The following is a 17185-nucleotide window of genomic DNA, read 5'->3' as shown; positions in this document are numbered from 1 at the left end:
CTGGCCGCGCTACCTCAGGCGCGCGAGGAAATCCCGGATCAATCGCACCACCTCGTCCAGATGAGTCTCGAGCAGCCAGTGGCCGCCGTCGAGGATGTGCAGTTCGGCGTCGGGATGGTCGCGGTGATAGGCGCGCGCGGCCCCTTCGGGCATATACCCGTCGTGGCGGCCCCACACGATGAGCGTCGGCGGGCGGTGCGCCCGCAGATAGTCCTGCTGTTTTGCGAACCATTCGACCGTGTGACGTTGGTCGGCGAGCAGATTCACCAGATTCGCCCGGCGCTCGGGCGTGTTCGTCACCGCCCAGGACAGCCGCCACAAATCGGGACTGACCCGGTCGACGAGATGGTCGGGTAGTTCGCCGACGAACTCGTCGCGGAAACCTTCCTCGGTCACCGCGGCGGCGAGCGTTGCCCGGCCCTCCTCGGTCGGGTTGTCCCAGAAACGTTTCAGTGGAGCGTATTTCGGGCCGTGCTGGTCTTCGTAGATGTCACCGTTCTGGATGATGAGCCCGGCAACCCGTTGCGGTGCGTCCATCGCCAGCCGCAGCCCGAACTGGGATCCGTAGTCGTGCAAGTAGATGACGTAATCGGTGAGTTCGAGCGCCTCGGTGAACCGGCGTAGAAACGCCGAATAGCCGTCGAAGGTGTAGGAGAACTCCGCGGGAGCCGCGCTGTAGCCGAAGCCGGGTAGGTCGGGGGCGATCGTGCGCCATCGATCGCCGAGCGCGGGCATCAGGTTGCGGAATTCGAACGACGACGACGGATACCCGTGCGGCAGTAGGACTACCGGGCCGTCAGCGGGCCCGGCTTCGCGATAAAAGGTGTCGATGCCGTCTACCGTCGTCCACCGATGCCGTGTGCTCCCCATCGAATTCCTCCCTCGCGTCGTGCTCTGCATCGATACATCGATCGTGATCGATTACTCCCCTACCTGCACTACCCCACAAGCACACGAGCGAAAACGACGCCCCGAAAACGACTGTGCCCCTGGCTCGTCAGCCAGGGGCACAGATGTTAAGCGGAGCTACTCTGTCGGTTCCAAGATCATCGGCAGTTTCCCGTGACCATTGGAGATGAAGCTGACCACGGTCCCCAGCTCCGCCGGGTCCGCCGCCAAGCGCATGTTCGGGAACCGCGCGAAGATGGCGGGCAGGGCGACCGCCGCCTCCAGCCTGGCCAGCGGTGCACCGAGGCAGTGATGTACGCCGTGACCGAAGGACAAGTGGTCCTTGGTAACCCGGGTCACGTCGAACTCGTCGGCCGTCTCGCCGTGCACCTTCGGGTCGCGGTTGGCGGCGGCGTAGGAAGCGAGAATCGGGTCACCCTTGGGGATCCGAACCCCCTCGATGTCGATGTCGTCGACCGCGAACCGCAGCGGCAGATGCGCGACCGGCGCCTCGAAGCGCAATGCCTCCTCGATCAGATCCGCCCAGCCGACCTTGCCCTCGAGCACCGCGGCCCGCTGCTCGGGCCGGGTCACCAGCGCGTAGATCGCCTGGTCGAGCAGGTTGACCGTGGTCTCGTGCCCCGCGCTGATGACCAGCAGCAGCGTGTCGATCAGCTCCTGCTCGGTCAACTGCGAGCCGTCGTCCTCGTCGCGATGCGAGATCAGCAGGCTGGTCATGTCGTCACCCGGCTGCTCGCGCCGGTAGGCCACCAACTCACCGAGGATGCGGTACATCTCCATGTAGTTGGCCTGCGACTGCTCTGGGCTGAGCGAAGTGTCGAAGATGCCGTCCACGCACTTACGCAGCCCGGCATTCAGCGATTCCGGCACACCCATCAGTTCGGAGATGACCTGGATCGGCAGCGGGTACGCGAAGCCTTCGCGCAGGTCGACCACCTCGCCGGCCGGGGTGGCGGCCAGCTCGGCGATCAGCCGCTCGGTGATCGCCTCGACGCGCGGCCGCATCGCCTCGGTGCGCCGATGCGTGAACGCGGGCGCCACCAGCTTGCGCAACCGCCGATGGTCGGCGCCGTAGGCGGTGAACATGTTGTTCACCGCGACCCAGAGGAACAGCGGCCAGTCCTGCGGCACTTCACCTTTGGCGAAAGCGGGCCAGTGCTGCCTGGCATCCTTGGACACCTTCGGATCGACCAGCAGGCGCTTGAGCAGATCGGCGTCGGTGATCGACCACGCGCGCACCCCGCCGGGCAGCTCGACCAGGGTCGCCGGACCACGCTCCCGCAGGCGCGCGGACTCGCCTTGGATATCGGTGCCCGTCGGGTCCAGAACTAGGGGCTCAGTGTCCATCGGAGTCTCCTTAAAACACGTTCAACGGTGGTGACTTGGGGAAGACTACGGGGAGAGACACCAGAGCGCGATGGAAAGGTCCTGGCCGCCAAGACAATTCGTCCGCAGCCACAGCAAGATCCAACTCGGGCAATGCATCGAGAAGCTGATCGATGGCGTCCTGCACGATCAGATAGGCCATCGACCTGGCCGGGCACGCGTGCGGCCCGACGCTCCACGCCAGATGCGAGCGATTGTCCACGTACTCGCCCACGCTGATCGAGGGGTCGTTGTTGCAGCCGGACATGCTGATCACGACCGGCTGGTGCGCGGGCAGCCAGACGCCGTCGATCAGGACCGGCTGCCGGGGATAGGACACGCAGTAGTTCGCCATCGGCGGGTCGGTGAACAGCACCTCGTCGAGCGCGTCGCGGGTCGAAAGGCTACCGCCGAGAACGTTTCCCGCGAACCGGTCGTCGGTGAGCATCAGCAGCAGCGTATTGACGATCAGATTCTGCTGCGGCTCGATGCCCGCCCCGTACAGCGTCACCAGTTGGTGGATCATCTCCACGTCGTCGAGCTTGGCGGGATGCGCGAGCAGCCGTGAGGTGATGTCGTCACCCGGCTCGTTCCGCTTCAGGGTGACCAGGTCGAACAGCGCGTCGGTGAGCATCGCGTTGCCCTTGTCGGCGTTGACGCCCTCGAAGATCGCGGCCATGCCCGACGCGACCTGCTGGCCGATTTCCGGCGGGCAGCCGAGCGTGGCGTTGAGCACCGCGAAGGTGAGCGGAAACGCGTACTGGCTGATCAGGTCTGCCGCGCCGTCCTGACAGAACGCGTTGATCAGCGGGACGGCGATCCGCTCGACGGTGGCGTGCAGGCTGTGCAGATCGACCTCGGCGATGGCGGCCACATTGGCCTGCCGGTAGCGGGTGTGTTCCAGGCCCGCGCTGCGCAGCGCGTTCGGCCGCCACTCCAGCATCGGCAGGATCGGGCACTCACCGGGCACACCCTTCTGCCAAGTGCGCGGATCGGCCGGAAAATGCTCGGGATCATTGAGGATGCGCAACGCGGTGTGATAGCCGATCACCAGCGTGGCGGGCACGTCCGGCGCGATATTCACCGGTACCAGCGAGCCGTATTGGCGCCGCATCTCGCGGTAGGCATGGTGTGGGTCCGCCGCGAATTCCTCGGAGTACAGCGATACCCGGGGGCCATCGGTGTCGATCGGGGATCCGTGCTGGACGGGGCAGCGGGCGGGAGCGGAGTGAGGCGCGGACGAAGGCGTGGTCAAAGACGTGACTCCAGACGATGGAACAGGAATTCGACGAGCGTGATCAGGGACCGCAAACACGTGCCTCTATCACGTGCGTCCAAGGAGGTGAGCGGGGTGTCGGGCGCGAGGTCCAGGGCGTCGCGGACCTCGCCGAGTGGAAAGTTCTTGGCGCCCTCGAACTGGTTGACCGCCACCGAATACGGCACGCCGCGCTCCTCGAGCACGGACAGCACCTCGTCGGACTTCTCGATGCGCCGGGTATCGACCAGCACCAGCGCGCCGAGCGCGCCGCGAGCCAACTCTTCCCACAGCGGGACGAACCGCTGCTGGCCCGGCGTGCCGAACAAGTAGAGCGCGAGCTGCGGGCTGAGCGTGATGCGGCCGAAATCCATCGCGACGGTCGTCTGGGATTTGCCGGGCAGGCCTGCCATGTCGTCGACGCCGACGCTCGCCTCGGTGATGGTCTCCTCGGTGCGCAGTGGCTTGATCTCCGAGACGCTGCTCACGAAGGTGGTCTTGCCGACCCCGAAATTGCCTGCCACCAACAGCTTTACGGAACGGGTAACGGTCTCCGGCACATAGTCGACTGGGCGATCAGACGGCGAGAGCACGGAGCCCATTGAGTACCTCCTCCAGCAGAGCGATCTCCGGCAGGTTTTCCGCCGGGGTAGGCGTGGTCAGATGGCCGCTGTCCATCAGGTCCGCCGTGATGATCTTCACGACGGACGGCGGTAGGTCCAGGTACGCGGCGAGCTCGGCGATCGAGAGCGCACCACGGCGGCTACAGAGATTCATGACCCGGCGTGCATCGGGTGCGGCACCCGGGGAGGGGTCCTTGGCGGCGGCGCGGACCAGAGTGACCAGGTCCAACTCGCGAGTGGGACGGGTACGTCCCCCGGTACGCACGTATGCCCGAACCAGATCGGGATCACGCCGGGACCGTGATGTCATGGCAATTCGCCACCATCAACACGCCTGCGCGGCTGGCTCCCCAGCTCGTGTCCGACCCGACCGGCGAGCTCGTTCATCCGGTGCGCGATGAGTGCCACGTCGATCTCGGTGGTGGTGGCGACGCCCAATAGCGCGCCCTCACCCGCGGCGGTGATCAGGATCATGCCCTGGTCGTATTCCGTCATGTTCTGCCGCACACCGTTGTTTCCGTCGCCGCAGAACTCGCCGAGTGCCTTACCGAGGGACCGCAGGCCCGACGCGGCGGCGGAGAAACGCTCGGCCTCGTCGCGTTCGATACCGGCGGAGTGCGCGATGCGTAAGCCGTCCTCGGAGAGGAGAACCGCGAATCTGACACCCGGGACATTGAGGTCCTCGAGTAGCCAGCCCAGCTTGTTACTGCTGTCGGTCACCGGTATAGCCATCAGGATGTCATCCCTTCGGTGTGATCGGACTGATCGGAGGCGGCGGCACGGCCGCTCTTGGAACCGTTGTGCCAGGCGGCCGCGATCTCGGGCCGGGCGAGACCGGGTTCGGTGCGCGGACCGACCGGTGCGAGCGCGACCGTTCTGCGACGGCGCTTCGGTAAGCCGCCGCTGGTGATCTCGTGCACGGCGAATGCTTCACTCTCGCTTGGCTCTTCGCTGTGCGGTTCGCTCACCGGGGCGGGCGCCGGAGTGGGTTCGGCGACGATCTCGCGGGACGGCGCGACCTCCTGGCCGGGCTGCGGGGTCATCAGCAGGGCCTCGGGGATGTAGACCATCGCGCGCATGCCGCCGTAGACGTTCGGGCCGTCGATGTAGACGGTGAAGCCGTAGCGACGGGCCAGCGCGGCGATGCCGGGGAAGCCGACCTTGGGTGACGGCCCGAGCTGGTGGATGTCGACCGAGCGCTCGTGCGCGAGCACCTGCCTGGCCTCTTCCATCTGCTCGGCATTCATCCGCACGCCCGCGTCGTCGATGATCACGGTGACGCCGTGGTGCCCCTCTTGGAAGCTCACATCGACGAAAGACGTCGGCGGCGAATAGCGCAACGCGTTGTCGAGCAGCGTGGCCAGGGTGTGTACCAGCGGCTCCACCGCGCGGCTGATCACCACCCGGTCCAGCTGATTGGGGCGCACCCGCAGGTAGTCGCGGACGCGGCCGACCGCGCCACCGACCACATCGGTGAGCGACTGGGCGGGCCAGCGGCGGCCGGGCAGGCCACCGCAGACGATCACATAGGACTGCGCCTGGCGGATCATCTGCTGCACCGTGTGGTCGATCCGGGTGAGGGTTTCGTACACCTCGTCCTTGCGGTGCTCGCGCAGCGCGGCGCTGACCACCTGGCTGACGTCGGCGCCGAGACTGACCACCGACGTGCCGAACGAGCGCACCGCCGCGCTGGTCGCCTGGCGCGCCGCGGTCGACACCTCGGCGCGCACCGCGTCTTCGGCCGCCTTGATCGCCTGCTGCGCCTCGTGGTTGGCCTGCTCCCTGGTCTCCGACCGCAGCAGACTCAGATCGTCGGCATACCGTTCGGCGATCCACCGCAACACCTGGGCAAGCCGCGAATTCTCCAGAGCAGGCGGCATTTCGACGGTGGGAGCTTTGCCGTCGAAGCGTCTGATCGACTCGGCTACCGCGGGAATCGTGGTAGTGGCGAAGCGTTCGACGGCTTCCTCGGCGGCGCGCTGCTCGTTACCGAGTGCCTCGGCCCTGGCTCGCTGTTGTCTCGCGTACTGCACTGCGTACAACGCCACCGCTATGGCAACTACGAGAGCGGCGGCGAGGATCCATGAAAGCACCACGGCGATATCTTGATTCATCAGTTCTTTCGTCGTCGATTGGCGCCGAGGAAACGACTCTCCGTCATCGTGCTTCGTCTCGCCTTCCTCGCGACGCCGACCATGCACAACCCTGGTCGGATCTGGTCCACGTCGGAGGACCGGAAACCCGATAGGCACCGACGAGGCCGACCAGCTCTTGCCTCACAGTGCCCACGGGGCAGGCGATTTCACGGTCTATCGCCGACCGAACGGATCGTGTCCGAACGGTTACCAGAACCCGACGTTCCGACATTAGCAGCAAAGCAACCAAGTCTCGCCAGATCCACTCACCTTATTGCGTTTGCAGGCAGGAGATGCCGGGCGTCGCGGCGTGCGCAATAATGCTGCGCCGCTGGCGATCACGGCCGCTAGCCACGCGGTGACCAGCGGCGTTTCAGATGTCGGGATACAGGACACATCATCCGATCCGGTTGTGCTGTGGCATATCACGCGCGTCGTGTCAACCGTGCCTATCGCGGCGCGGCGGCAGCAGAGCATTCGGTTCAGTCTCCGGCCGGATGTTTGCTGGACCGTCCAGTCTGTTCTAGTCGGAACCATTCGGGTGATCGGCGCCGGTGCGGACGCAGCGGTTGCCCGTGGGTCGCTCGGCAGGATCGCGGTCGTACCGGCGGCGCGCTCGAGCCCACCACCACCGCAGGGAAGTCGGCCACCTCTTCCAGCGCCAACTAGGGCGAACCGCGGGTACCGGATACTATGCGGCCATGGCAAAGCTGAAGGTCTCCGTCGATGTGCCGATCTCTCCCGAGGAAGCGTGGTCGCATACGTCCAATCTCGCCGACCTCGACAAATGGCTGACGATGCACGAAGCATGGCGGAGCGAGATTCCCGATCAGCTGACCGTCGGTACCCAGCTTGTCGGCGTTGCCTCGGTGAAGGGGCTGCGCAATCGCGTGACCTGGACGGTGAAGGCGGCCGAGGCGCCCCGCCGACTGCTGCTGACCGGCGCGGGCAAGGGCGGCACCAAGCTCGGCCTCGAACTGCTGGTCGCGCCGAAGGGGACAGGCTCGGAGGTGACCGTCGACATCGAGCTCGGCGGCAGGCCGTTGTTCGGCCCGATCGGCGCCGGTGTCGCGCGGGCGGTGAAGGGCGATATCGAGCGTTCGCTGGCTAAGTTCGTTGCGCTGTACGGCTGAAATATACTGCGCCACACGCGTTTCCGCCTGCGGTGCCGCTCAATCCGGTCGACCGTCGATTCGCTGACCCAGCCCCGCCTTCAGGTGGTCGATGACGGCACGGGTCCGCCGCGGCAGTGGCGCGGCGGCGGCGTACACCGCGGAGATGTCCGCGCTCGGTGTATCGACTTCGGGCAATATCTGGACGAGCGAGCCGTCGCGCAGCAGCGGGCCGACCTGCCAGAGCGACCGCATCACCAGCCCTCGGCCGTCCAGGCACCAGCGGGTGATCACGTCACCGTCGTTGCTGATCAGGTTGCCCGCCACCCGGATCGAGATTTCCTTGCCCGCGCTCTCGAACCGCCACAGCGCGTAGTCGGACTCGTTCTCGCGCAAGATGATGCAGTTGTGTTGTTCGAGCTCTTCGAGATTCGCGGGCGTGCCGTGCAGCCGCACGTATTCCGGTGACGCGCACACCACGCGGCGGTTCACCCACAGCCGGGTCGCGGTCAATCGCGAATCCGGCAACGCGCCGACCCTGATGTCGATGTCGAAACCGGTGCCGGCGATATTCAGCGGCAGCGCCGAAAGCTCCAGATCCGCCTGCACTTCCGGGTGCCGATCGACGAATTCCGCGACGAGCGGCGCGATATGGGCCCGGCCGAGACCGATCGTCGACCGGATGTGTACTCGGCCGCGCAGGTCGTGGCGCTGCCCAGAGATCGAGTCTGCCAACTCCGCGAGCTGGGCCGCGATCGAGGACGCGCCCGCCGCGTAGCGCTCCCCCTCCGGCGTCAGGGTCAGCCGCCGCGTGCTGCGTTGGACGAGCAGCACGCCGAGCCGGGCCTCCATCTGCGCCAGTCGTTTACTGACCGAGGACACCGAGACACCGAATTCGCGGGCCGCTTCGGTCAGGCTGCGCGAACGGGCGACGATGTCGAAGAATGTGACGTCGTCGGTGGACGCACCGTACACGGCGACCTCCTCGTCTTTTCCACTCCGGAAAGAGTATCTTTCTCGTTCCGATCTTTTGCCGCGGAATGTCCGAGCCTACCGTTGTGACCGACCCCATTACAACGGAAACCGGGGCGCTATCAAGAAGATCGGAGCACGCGACGATGGGTGCAACTCACCGAATTGCGGTCATTCCAGGAGACGGTATCGGCAAAGAAGTCGTGCCGCAGGGAGTTCGAGTGCTGGAAGCCGCCTCGGCCCAATTCGATTTCACTCTCGACTTTGCCGAGTTCGGTTTCGCTAGCGCGGAATACTATTCCGCCACCGGAAAAATGCTGCCGGACGGCTGGTTCGACGAACTGGCCGGTTTCGACGCCATCTTCTTCGGCGCCGTCGGCTGGCCCGAGATCGTCCCGGACCACATTTCGCTGTGGGGCAGTCTATTGCAGTTTCGGCGGCACTTCGATCAGTACGTGAGCCTGCGGCCGGTCCGGCTGCTCGCGGGTATCAACAGTCCGCTCGCGGGCCGGTTACCTGGTGATGTCGACTTCTACGTGGTCAGGGAGAACACCGAGGGCGAGTACTCGAGCATCGGCGGCAAGATCTTCGAGGGCACCGAGCGGGAAACGGTGCTCCAGGAGACCGTGATGACGAGGACCGGCGTCGACCGGATCCTGAAATATGCCTTCGAACTAGCCCGGCGGCGGCCGAAGCGACATCTCACGTCGGCGACCAAGAGCAACGGGATCTCCATCTCGATGCCCTATTGGGACGAACGCGTCGCCGCGATGGCGAGAAATTATCCCGAGGTCGACGTCGACAAATATCACATCGACATCTTGACGGCCAATTTCGTGCTGCATCCGGACTGGTTCGATGTGGTCGTCGCGAGCAACCTTTTCGGCGACATCCTTTCCGATCTCGGGCCCGCGTGCACCGGGACCATCGGCATCGCACCGAGCGGAAATATCAACCCCGAGCGGCTGTTTCCGAGTCTTTTCGAACCGGTGCACGGCTCTGCTCCCGATATCGCCGGGCTGGGGATCGCCAATCCGATCGGCCAGATCTGGAGCGGGGCGATGATGCTCGAGCATCTGGGCGAACACGCGGCCGCCGCGGCGGTATTGGCCGCCGTCGAAACAGTGCTCTCGCGAGACAAGTCGTCCATGACGCCCGACATGGGCGGGTCCGGAACGACGGAAACCCTTGGCCGGCAGGTGCGAACGCAGCTCGAGTCCGCGGCATCGATGACCGGCGTGAGCCGGTCATGAAATTGCGGGCCCGGCCCGAGCGATCGTTCACGTTGCCGACCCTCGACGGCATCCCGCTGATCGTTCCGATAGTCCTGACCGCCGGGGTGCTCGCCGCAGGTCTCTTCGACGCGATACCCGAGAACATGATCGGCGGGCTCGCCGTGATCGTCGGGCTGGGCATGCTGCTCGGTCCCTTGGGCAATCGGCTTCCGGTGATCTCGAAGATGGGCGGTGGGGCGCTGGTCTGTCTGATGGTGCCTTCGGTCCTGGTGTACTTCGGTGCGTTCAACCAGAACACGTTGGCGGCCGTCACCGTCTTGATGAAACAGGCGAACTTCCTCTACTTCATCATCGGCACCTTGGTGGTCGGCAGCATTCTGGGCATGAGCAGGAAGGTGATGATCGGTGGTCTGATCCGCATCTTCCCGCCGCTGGTGCTCGGCACATTCGTCGCCGTCTCGGTGGGAATCGGCGTCGCCATGGCGTTCGGGTACAGCTTTCATCGGGCGCTGTTCTACGTCGTGGTCCCGATCATCGGGGGCGGCATCGGCGAAGGCGTCATTCCGCTCTCCGCCGCGTACGCGTCGGCGTTGGGTGGGCAGCCGGAAAGCTATGTCGCGGAGCTCATTCCGGCGGCGATTGTCGGGAATATCGCCGCGGTGATCACTGCTGGCCTGTTGCGCAGGCTCGGTGATCGTCGGCCGCAGCTCGACGGTGGCGGCCAGTTGGTGAAGGTGTCCGCGTCCGACACCGCTCCGGTGGCTCCGGTTCCGCACCCCCACATAGCCGCGCGCACCCGCAACCACGCACTCGGCGTCCTCATCATCTGCGGTCTCTTCGTGCTCGCCACGCTGCTGGAGCGGTTTGTCGAGTTGCCCGCACCGGTGCTGGTGATCATCATGTCGGTCCTGTGCAAGCTGTTCGGAGTCTTCCCCACCGTGGTCGAGGACAGTGTGCGCGGCGTGTACACGGTGATCGCGCGGCATTTCATCTATCCGACGATGATCGGTCTCGGCATGCTGTATCTGCCGTTGAAGAACATCGTCGGTGTGCTTTCGGTGGGCTACGTGGCGGCCTGCGTCGCGGTCGTGCTGTCGATGGCGGCCACCGGGTTCTGGGTCGGCCGGGCAATCGGAATGTATCCGGTGGACGCCTCGCTGGTCACCGTGTGCCACAGCGGGCTCGGCGGAACCGGTGATGTGGCAATCCTTTCGGCCTCGAACCGGATGAATCTGATGCCGTTCGCCCAGATCTCCACCCGGATAGGCGGCGTGACCACCGTCATTTCGGCGGCCGCGTTGATCAGGGTGCTCGAAGCATGAAGGTGCTCATCGCTCCCTCGGCCTGGCGTGGGCCGGGGAAGCCCGTGCGCTGTCGTCGGAAGCGAGTTCCGCGCTCAGCTCGCGAGATCGGCCGTGACCAGCCGGTATCCGAGATCCAGGGAGGGCCGGTCGGTCAGGTCTGCGTAGCGAACAGCCCATGCGCCCGACTCGAGATCCAGCTGTAGCCGCGACAGGCCTGGTTGCAGTAGGTGTTTCGCGGTCAAGGCCAGCATCGACATACCGGCTCGTACGGTTTCATCGAGGTAGGCTTCGGGCCTGCGCCAGTACGCGCCCCCGAACCCGTCGACGCAGTCGTGCGGGACCGGAACCGGTTGTATCTCAGGGTTTTTCAGCAACGCGCTGAGGCTTTCGAGGGGGACGGCGAGTTTCGCGTCCGTCGCCGCGGCGGCGGGCAGATAGTCCCGCACCAACCAGAACTCGCGGAAGACCGCATGATCCCAGGTGAGAATCACAATGCGGCGCCGGGCAACTCGGGTCATCTCGGCGATCCCGCCCGCCAGATCGGACCAGTGGTGGATGGTCAGCACCGCAAGAGCCGCATCCACCGATCCATCGCGAACCGGCAGGTGCTCGGCCGTCGCCCGAACCGCGGGAGCGGCCCCCGATGGGCGCTGGCCGATCATCACCTGACTGGGTTCCACCGCGAGCACCGTCCGGTCCGGCTCATACGAACCGGTGCCCGCCCCAACATTCAGCACCGTCTCCATACCACGCAACGCACCATCGATCATTGCGCCGATACGCGGATCAGGCCGCCTAGTCGCCGCATACGTCCGACCCGTCGCGTCATAAACGGTCACCGCGAAGCCCCGGCGGCCCCACGACCACTACTCACCCTGACGCTGCTGATCGACATATCCGGACACTATCGCGCCCGTCGCACCACCGTCTGCCCTGGTAGCGCGAGACAAACGCGGCAGGGCCCTATAGCCAGCGCGAGTTCAGGTCGCGCTCGGCTGCGGGTGTGAGGGTGCCGAGGAGGCGGAGGCGGGCTATGCCGCCGTCGGGATAGATGTCGACGCGGATGTGAGTGGCGGGGCGATCGGTGGGGGTTAGGCGGAAACGGTGCGGGGTGTCGGGTTGCAGGGTTGTGCGGGGCAGCAGCTCGAACCAGGCTGGGTCGTCGGTGGGCGGGAGGGGTTCTGGGCCTTGGTGGTCGATGGCCAGGAGGCGGGTTTCGCCGGGAGCGTTGAAGAGCAGGTTGGTGGTGTCGAGTTCGATCAGGGCGGGCACGCCTTGGGCGGCGAGTTGGATGACGGCCCAATCGTTTCCGTTGTCACGGCGGCGGGCGGTTTCCCAGCCTTCGGCTTGGTTGCGGGCGAGGCCGGGGGCGAGCATGTTGTCCGGGGCGGAGTAGAACATGTTGGAGCAGGCGACGGTTCGCGCCCCGTTCTCGAGGGCGGCGAGGTCGACGGTGAGGCCGGTGAGCAGCGCCGGGTCCGGTACTACCTCGCCGTGCACGCGGAGCCGAGCGACACCGCCGTCGGGGTAGATGTTCAGGCGTACGTGGGTGAAGATCCGTTCGTCGGAGACGGGAAGTTCGTGTTTCGCGTCGCCGCCGAGGGCGCTGCGCGGCACGATCTCCACCCAGTCGGCCGAATCCAGTTGGGCCGGTGACGGATAGCCGGGAGCACGGCAGGCTTCGACCGACGTGAAGGGCGGGTAGTTGCCCTTGAACCAGGCCGTGTCGATGACGACGCCGCGGATCACGCCGGGCATGCCGAGGCGGACGATGGCCCAGTCGTGGCCGGGACCGCGATGGCGGCGGGTTTCCCAGCCGTCGTACTCCTGCCCCTTGGGGCCGAAGGTGTGCGCCGCGAAGCGCGGTTCCCAAGGGTTGATGAGGTTTTCGCGTTCTTCGAACGATTCGTCGCTCGCGGCGATCACGCCCGCGCGGTTGGTGCGCAGCGCCAGATCGGGCAGGCTGGTGAAGTCAGACATTGTTTCCTTGTCGGTTGTGCCGCACGGAGATAAGACTGCCCGCGGGTGGGTGGCCGTTGCCGACGACCCGGCCGCGCAACCAGGTGGCGTGGACCAGGCCGCGGAGTTCGCGGCCGCCGTAGGGCGTGATCGGATTCTTGTGGGCCAGCGCGCCGGGATCGACGGTGATCGGCGCCCACGGATCGAAGGCGACCAGGTCGGCGTCGCAGCCGATCGCGATCCGGCCCTTGTTCGGCAGCCCGGCCAGCTCGGCGGGCGCAGCGGCCATCCATTGGACGACATCGGTCAGCCGGAACCCGCGTTCGGCGGCGGCGGTCCACACGGCAGGCAACCCGATCTGCAGCGACGAGATACCGCCCCAGGCGGTCGCGAAATCGCCCTCTTTCAAGTCGGGCGTGCACGGCGAATGATCGGAGACCACGCACGACAGCACACCGTCGGCCAGGCCCTGCCACAGTGCGTCCTGGTTGCCCGCGTCGCGAATCGGCGGGCAGCACTTGAATGCCGTGGACGACGCCTCGGCGGCCGAGAGGGTCAGATAGTGCGGGCAGGTCTCCGCGGTGATCCGCACGCCACGCGCCTGCGCCTCGGCCAGCGGTCCGAGACAGGCGGCCGCCGAGACATGCAGGATGTGCGCACGCACGCCGGTCGCTTCGGCGAGTGCGATAACTTCTTGCACCGCAGCCTTTTCCGCCTCCCCCGGGCGCGAGTCGAGGAACGCGCGATAGGACCCGTCGACCGGATCGTGCAGCCGCACCGGATCTTCGGCATGCACGACGAGCAGCCCGTCGAAGGCCGCGAGCTCGCGCATCACCTCCTCCACCTCACCGAGCCCGAGCGGCGGAAATTCCTCCACCCCGGACGGCGAGAGGAAGCATTTGAAGCCGACCACACCCGCCTCGCGCAACGGTCGCAGTGACGCCAGATTGCCCGGAATCGCGCCACCCCAGAAGGCGACATCCACATAGCACTGCCCATCCGCAACAGACCGCTTGGTCTCCAAATGCGGCACGGTGACCGTCGGTGGCAGCGAGTTGAGCGGCATGTCGACGATCGTCGTCACCCCGCCGGCCGCGGCCGCCTTGGTCGCCGTGGCGAAACCCTCCCACTCGGTCCGCCCCGGCTCGTTGACGTGCACGTGCGAATCCACCAGGCCGGGCAGCACGACCAGGTCCGCGAGGTCGGTGGTCGCGGCCGCGGGCAGCACGGCCTCGTAGTCGGCCAGCGCGGCAATCTTGCCGTCCCGCACGGCAATCGACGCCGCGCGAATTCCATCCGGCAGGGCGACCCGCCGGGACCGGATGACCAGATCATGCATGAGCGCTCGCTCCCAACCAGGCCCCGGCGATCTCACCGGCCAGCCGTTCCAACAGGGGTCCGGCCTTCGCGATGCACACCTCGGGGTCGGGTTCGAGGTCGGTCAGCGCGTACGCCTGCTCGATGTGGGCGCGGCGCAGCTGCTCGCCGGTGAGCGAGCGCTGCCCCGCCACCGCCACGACCGGCACGGTAGCGCCTGCCGCGGCCCGCGCGACCCCGACCGGCGCTTTGCCGTGCAGGGTCTGCGGATCGAGGGAGCCTTCGCCGGTGATCACCAGCCGCGCCCCCTCGATCTGCTCGGCGAAGGACATCAGTTCGAGGATGATCTCGATGCCGGGCCGTACGGTCGCGCCGAGGAAGGCGAGCGCGGCGTAGCCGACCCCACCCGCGGCACCGGCGCCGGGCCGTTCGGCCACCTCGGCGCCGAGGTCGCGTTCGACGATCGAGGCCAACCGGGCCAGGCCCCACTCCAATTCGTCGATATCGCCCGGCCGGGCGCCCTTCTGCGGGCCGTAGACTTGCGCGGCGCCACGCGGGCCGAGCAGCGGGTTGTCGACGTCGGAGGCGACGATCACCGGCACCTGCAGCATGTCGCCGGCGTCGATGCGGGCCAACCGGCTCAGCGCCGCACCGCCCGGCGGCAGCTCGCGATCGTGCTCGTCGAGGAAGCGGACGCCGAGCGCGGACATCATGCCCACTCCCCCGTCCGTGCACGCGCTGCCGCCGAGGCCGAGCACCACCCGCCGGGCGCCGCGGGTGGCCGCCGCCCGGATCAGCTCGCCGGTACCGTAACTGGTTGCGGTCATGGCGGTTTGGAATGTCGGCCGAATCGGCAGCCGACGCAGGCCGGACGCTTCCGCGAGCTCGATCACGGCCGCTTCGCCCCGCATCGCGAACGAGGCGGCCACCGGCAATCCCAGTGGACCGGTGACACTCGTCTGGAAGCGGACGAAGCCCGACTCCACCACCGCGTCGACGGTGCCGTCGCCGCCGTCGGCCACCGGCATGGTGACGACGGGAACGTCCGGGCGGACCCGGCGGAGTCCGGCCGCGATATGCGCGGCGACCTGAGGCGCGGTCAGCGACCCCTTGAACTTGTCGGGGGCGACGACGCAGTGTCCGTCGCGCCACCCGCCGCGCAGTTCGCTCGAGAACGGAGCGTCCGGCCCGCTCACCTGCCGCCTCCTACCGGTTCCGGCTCCGGTTCGATGGCGACGGTGGCGGTCGGCGCGTCCGCTGCGGACAGCGCCAGCTCTTCGAATTCGACGATGTTGTCGATCTCCAGGCCCATGGACACATTGGTCACCCGTTCGAGGATGCATTCGACGACCACCGGTACCCGGTGTTCGACAATCATCTTCTTCGCGTCTTCCAGCGCCTGACCGATGCGGTCCGGTTCGAAGACGCGAATCGCCTTGCAGCCCAGCCCCTCCGCGACCTTGACGTGGTCGACGCCGTAGCCGCCGACCTCGGGGCTGTTGATGTTGTCGAAGTCGAGCTGCACGTAGTAGTCCATGGCGAAGTTGCGCTGCGCCTGACGGATCAGGCCCAGGTACGAGTTGTTCACCAGCACATGGATATACGGGATGTTGAATTGCGCGCCGACGGCCAATTCCTCGATGAGGAACTGGAAGTCGTAGTCACCGGACAGCGCGACGACTGTCGAATCCGGGTCCGCGGTCGCGACGCCGAGCGCGGCGGGCAGCGTCCAGCCGAGCGGCCCGGCCTGGCCCGCGTTGATCCAGTGCCGCGGCCGGTAGACGTGCAGCAGCTGCGACGCCTGGATCTGGGAGAGGCCGATGGTGGAGACGTAGCGGACGTCGGGTCCGAACGCCCGGTTCATCTCCTCGTAGACCCGCTGCGGCTTGATCGGCACGTTGTCGAAGTGGGTCTTGCGCTGACCGAGCTGCTTTCGCGCCCGCACCCGCGCCGCCCAGGCGCTGCGGTCGGGCAGCTCACCCGCCGCGGCGAGTTCGCGGGCGACCTCGATGAACACCGCCAGCGCCGCACCGGCATCGGAGGTGATGCCGTAGTCCGGCGCGAACACTCGGCCGATCTGCGTCGGCTCGATGTCGACGTGCACGAAAGTGCGGTCCCTGGTGTACGTTTCGATGCCGCCGGTGTGCCGGTTGGCCCACCGGTTGCCGATGCCGAGCACGAAGTCGGCTTCGAGCATGGTGGCATTGCCGTAGCGGTGCGAGGTCTGCAGGCCGACCATGCCCGCGTGCAGCTGGTGGTCGTCGGGAATGGTGCCCCAGCCCATCAGCGTCGGCACCACCGGAACGCCGGTCAGCTCAGCGAATTCGACGAGCAGGCCCGCGGCATCGGCATTCACGATGCCGCCACCGGCGACCAGGAGCGGCCGCTCGGCCGCGTTCAGCATCGCGATGGCCTTCTCCGCCTGGGCCCTGGTCGCGGCGGGGCGGGGCACCGCCAGCGGCTCGTATGTCTCGATGTCGAACTCGATTTCGGCAAGTTGCACATCGATCGGCAGATCGATAAGAACCGGTCCCGGCCGACCCTCACGCATCAGCCGGAACGCCTTCTGGAAGGTGCCCGGCACCTGTGCTGGTTCGAGGACGGTGACCGCCCACTTGCTCACCGGCGCGGCGATCGAGGCGATGTCGACGGCCTGGAAGTCCTCCTTGTGCAGCTTGGCCACCGGCGCTTGACCGGTGATGCACAGAATCGGAATGGAGTCCGCGCTCGCCGAATACAAGCCGGTGATCATGTCGGTTCCGGCGGGACCCGATGTACCGATGCAGACACCGATATTGCCCGCGATGGCGCGGGTATAGCCCTCCGCCATGTGCGAGGCGGCCTCGACGTGACGAGCGAGCACATGCTTGATGCCGCCGTGCGCCTTCATGGCGCTGTAGAAGGGGTTGATCGCGGCGCCGGGCAGGCCGAACGCCTGTGTCGCCCCTTCTTTTTCGAGAATCAGGACCGCGGCGTCGACGGTACGCATCCGTGCCATG

General features: G+C 66.7%; 16 protein-coding genes. 3 read left to right on the top strand and 13 right to left on the bottom strand.

Annotation, left to right across the window (positions count from 1 at the left end):
- Positions 1-9: 9 nt before the first annotated feature.
- The 7 genes from ACFK0J_RS17635 to ACFK0J_RS17605 all read right to left on the bottom strand — a co-directional run bounded on the left by ACFK0J_RS17635 (position 10) and on the right by ACFK0J_RS17605 (position 6266).
- Positions 10-870: an alpha/beta fold hydrolase gene (locus tag ACFK0J_RS17635; protein ID WP_378741585.1), complete on the bottom strand. Its 861-nt coding sequence runs from the start codon at positions 868-870 to the stop codon at positions 10-12.
- 156 nt (positions 871-1026) lie between these two features.
- Positions 1027-2256, bottom strand: a complete 1230-nt coding sequence (locus ACFK0J_RS17630; RefSeq protein ID WP_378741582.1) for a cytochrome P450 — start codon at positions 2254-2256, stop codon at positions 1027-1029.
- 10 nt (positions 2257-2266) lie between these two features.
- A complete protein-coding gene (locus tag ACFK0J_RS17625) occupies positions 2267-3529 on the bottom strand; it encodes a cytochrome P450 (RefSeq protein ID WP_378741580.1) in 1263 nt (420 codons plus the stop codon).
- Complete coding sequence (locus ACFK0J_RS17620; RefSeq protein WP_218477508.1) at positions 3526-4131, bottom strand: ATP/GTP-binding protein; 606 nt, start codon at positions 4129-4131, stop codon at positions 3526-3528. The genes ACFK0J_RS17625 and ACFK0J_RS17620 overlap by 4 nt, the downstream gene beginning before the upstream one ends.
- A complete protein-coding gene (locus tag ACFK0J_RS17615; RefSeq protein ID WP_218477507.1) occupies positions 4106-4462 on the bottom strand; it encodes a DUF742 domain-containing protein in 357 nt (118 codons plus the stop codon). The genes ACFK0J_RS17620 and ACFK0J_RS17615 overlap by 26 nt, the downstream gene beginning before the upstream one ends.
- Entirely contained in the window at positions 4459-4884 is a 426-nt protein-coding gene (locus ACFK0J_RS17610) for a roadblock/LC7 domain-containing protein (protein WP_378741577.1), read from the bottom strand. Before ACFK0J_RS17610 ends, ACFK0J_RS17615 begins: the two co-directional genes overlap by 4 nt.
- A complete protein-coding gene (locus tag ACFK0J_RS17605) occupies positions 4884-6266 on the bottom strand; it encodes a sensor histidine kinase (RefSeq protein WP_378741575.1) in 1383 nt (460 codons plus the stop codon). The genes ACFK0J_RS17610 and ACFK0J_RS17605 overlap by 1 nt, the downstream gene beginning before the upstream one ends.
- Positions 6267-6988: 722 nt before the next feature.
- Between ACFK0J_RS17605 and ACFK0J_RS17600 the strand changes: the two genes are divergently transcribed.
- Positions 6989-7420, top strand: coding sequence for an SRPBCC family protein (locus ACFK0J_RS17600; protein WP_378741573.1), 432 nt, complete (start codon positions 6989-6991; stop codon positions 7418-7420).
- Positions 7421-7459: 39 nt separating this feature from the next.
- Here the strand turns inward: ACFK0J_RS17600 and ACFK0J_RS17595 are convergent, their stop codons facing one another.
- On the bottom strand, positions 7460-8374 hold the full coding sequence (locus ACFK0J_RS17595) for a LysR family transcriptional regulator (RefSeq protein ID WP_378741571.1): 915 nt from the start codon (positions 8372-8374) through the stop codon (positions 7460-7462).
- A gap of 143 nt (positions 8375-8517) precedes the next feature.
- On the opposite strand from ACFK0J_RS17595, the gene ACFK0J_RS17590 reads away from it, so the two are divergent.
- On the top strand, positions 8518-9624 hold the full coding sequence (locus ACFK0J_RS17590; protein ID WP_378741569.1) for a tartrate dehydrogenase: 1107 nt from the start codon (positions 8518-8520) through the stop codon (positions 9622-9624).
- The gene (locus ACFK0J_RS17585; protein WP_378741567.1) at positions 9621-10928 is read left to right on the top strand and encodes a 2-hydroxycarboxylate transporter family protein; all 1308 of its coding nucleotides are present in this window, start codon (positions 9621-9623) and stop codon (positions 10926-10928) included. The genes ACFK0J_RS17590 and ACFK0J_RS17585 overlap by 4 nt, the downstream gene beginning before the upstream one ends.
- A gap of 74 nt (positions 10929-11002) precedes the next feature.
- On the opposite strand, the gene ACFK0J_RS17580 is transcribed toward ACFK0J_RS17585, so the two are convergent.
- The 5 genes from ACFK0J_RS17580 to gcl form a co-directional block, all read right to left on the bottom strand.
- A complete protein-coding gene (locus tag ACFK0J_RS17580; RefSeq protein ID WP_378741566.1) occupies positions 11003-11680 on the bottom strand; it encodes a class I SAM-dependent methyltransferase in 678 nt (225 codons plus the stop codon).
- Between the two features lie 193 nt (positions 11681-11873).
- A complete protein-coding gene (gene alc / locus ACFK0J_RS17575) occupies positions 11874-12890 on the bottom strand; it encodes an allantoicase (protein ID WP_378741564.1) in 1017 nt (338 codons plus the stop codon).
- Entirely contained in the window at positions 12883-14208 is a 1326-nt protein-coding gene (allB, locus tag ACFK0J_RS17570; protein WP_378741561.1) for an allantoinase AllB, read from the bottom strand. Before allB ends, alc begins: the two co-directional genes overlap by 8 nt.
- On the bottom strand, positions 14201-15382 hold the full coding sequence (locus ACFK0J_RS17565; protein ID WP_378741558.1) for a glycerate kinase: 1182 nt from the start codon (positions 15380-15382) through the stop codon (positions 14201-14203). The genes allB and ACFK0J_RS17565 overlap by 8 nt, the downstream gene beginning before the upstream one ends.
- Positions 15379-17184, bottom strand: coding sequence for a glyoxylate carboligase (gene gcl, locus ACFK0J_RS17560; RefSeq protein WP_378741555.1), 1806 nt, complete (start codon positions 17182-17184; stop codon positions 15379-15381). The genes ACFK0J_RS17565 and gcl overlap by 4 nt, the downstream gene beginning before the upstream one ends.
- Position 17185 lies beyond the last annotated feature (1 nt).

The organism is Nocardia brasiliensis, from assembly GCF_042691675.1.
Lineage (GTDB): Bacteria > Actinomycetota > Actinomycetes > Mycobacteriales > Mycobacteriaceae > Nocardia > Nocardia brasiliensis_D.
This window is presented reverse-complemented; position numbering and strand designations above follow the sequence as displayed.

Coding starts and splice junctions, on each gene's coding strand:
- ACFK0J_RS17635 (WP_378741585.1), bottom strand. CDS start 870: ATGGGGAGCACACGGCATCGGTGGACGACGGTAGACGGCATCGACACC.
- ACFK0J_RS17630 (WP_378741582.1), bottom strand. CDS start 2,256: ATGGACACTGAGCCCCTAGTTCTGGACCCGACGGGCACCGATATCCAA.
- ACFK0J_RS17620 (WP_218477508.1), bottom strand. CDS start 4,131: ATGGGCTCCGTGCTCTCGCCGTCTGATCGCCCAGTCGACTATGTGCCG.
- ACFK0J_RS17615 (WP_218477507.1), bottom strand. CDS start 4,462: ATGACATCACGGTCCCGGCGTGATCCCGATCTGGTTCGGGCATACGTG.
- ACFK0J_RS17610 (WP_378741577.1), bottom strand. CDS start 4,884: ATGGCTATACCGGTGACCGACAGCAGTAACAAGCTGGGCTGGCTACTC.
- ACFK0J_RS17605 (WP_378741575.1), bottom strand. CDS start 6,266: ATGAATCAAGATATCGCCGTGGTGCTTTCATGGATCCTCGCCGCCGCT.
- ACFK0J_RS17600 (WP_378741573.1), top strand. CDS start 6,989: ATGGCAAAGCTGAAGGTCTCCGTCGATGTGCCGATCTCTCCCGAGGAA.
- ACFK0J_RS17590 (WP_378741569.1), top strand. CDS start 8,518: ATGGGTGCAACTCACCGAATTGCGGTCATTCCAGGAGACGGTATCGGC.
- ACFK0J_RS17585 (WP_378741567.1), top strand. CDS start 9,621: ATGAAATTGCGGGCCCGGCCCGAGCGATCGTTCACGTTGCCGACCCTC.
- ACFK0J_RS17580 (WP_378741566.1), bottom strand. CDS start 11,680: ATGATCGATGGTGCGTTGCGTGGTATGGAGACGGTGCTGAATGTTGGG.
- alc (WP_378741564.1), bottom strand. CDS start 12,890: ATGTCTGACTTCACCAGCCTGCCCGATCTGGCGCTGCGCACCAACCGC.
- allB (WP_378741561.1), bottom strand. CDS start 14,208: ATGCATGATCTGGTCATCCGGTCCCGGCGGGTCGCCCTGCCGGATGGA.
- gcl (WP_378741555.1), bottom strand. CDS start 17,184: ATGGCACGGATGCGTACCGTCGACGCCGCGGTCCTGATTCTCGAAAAA.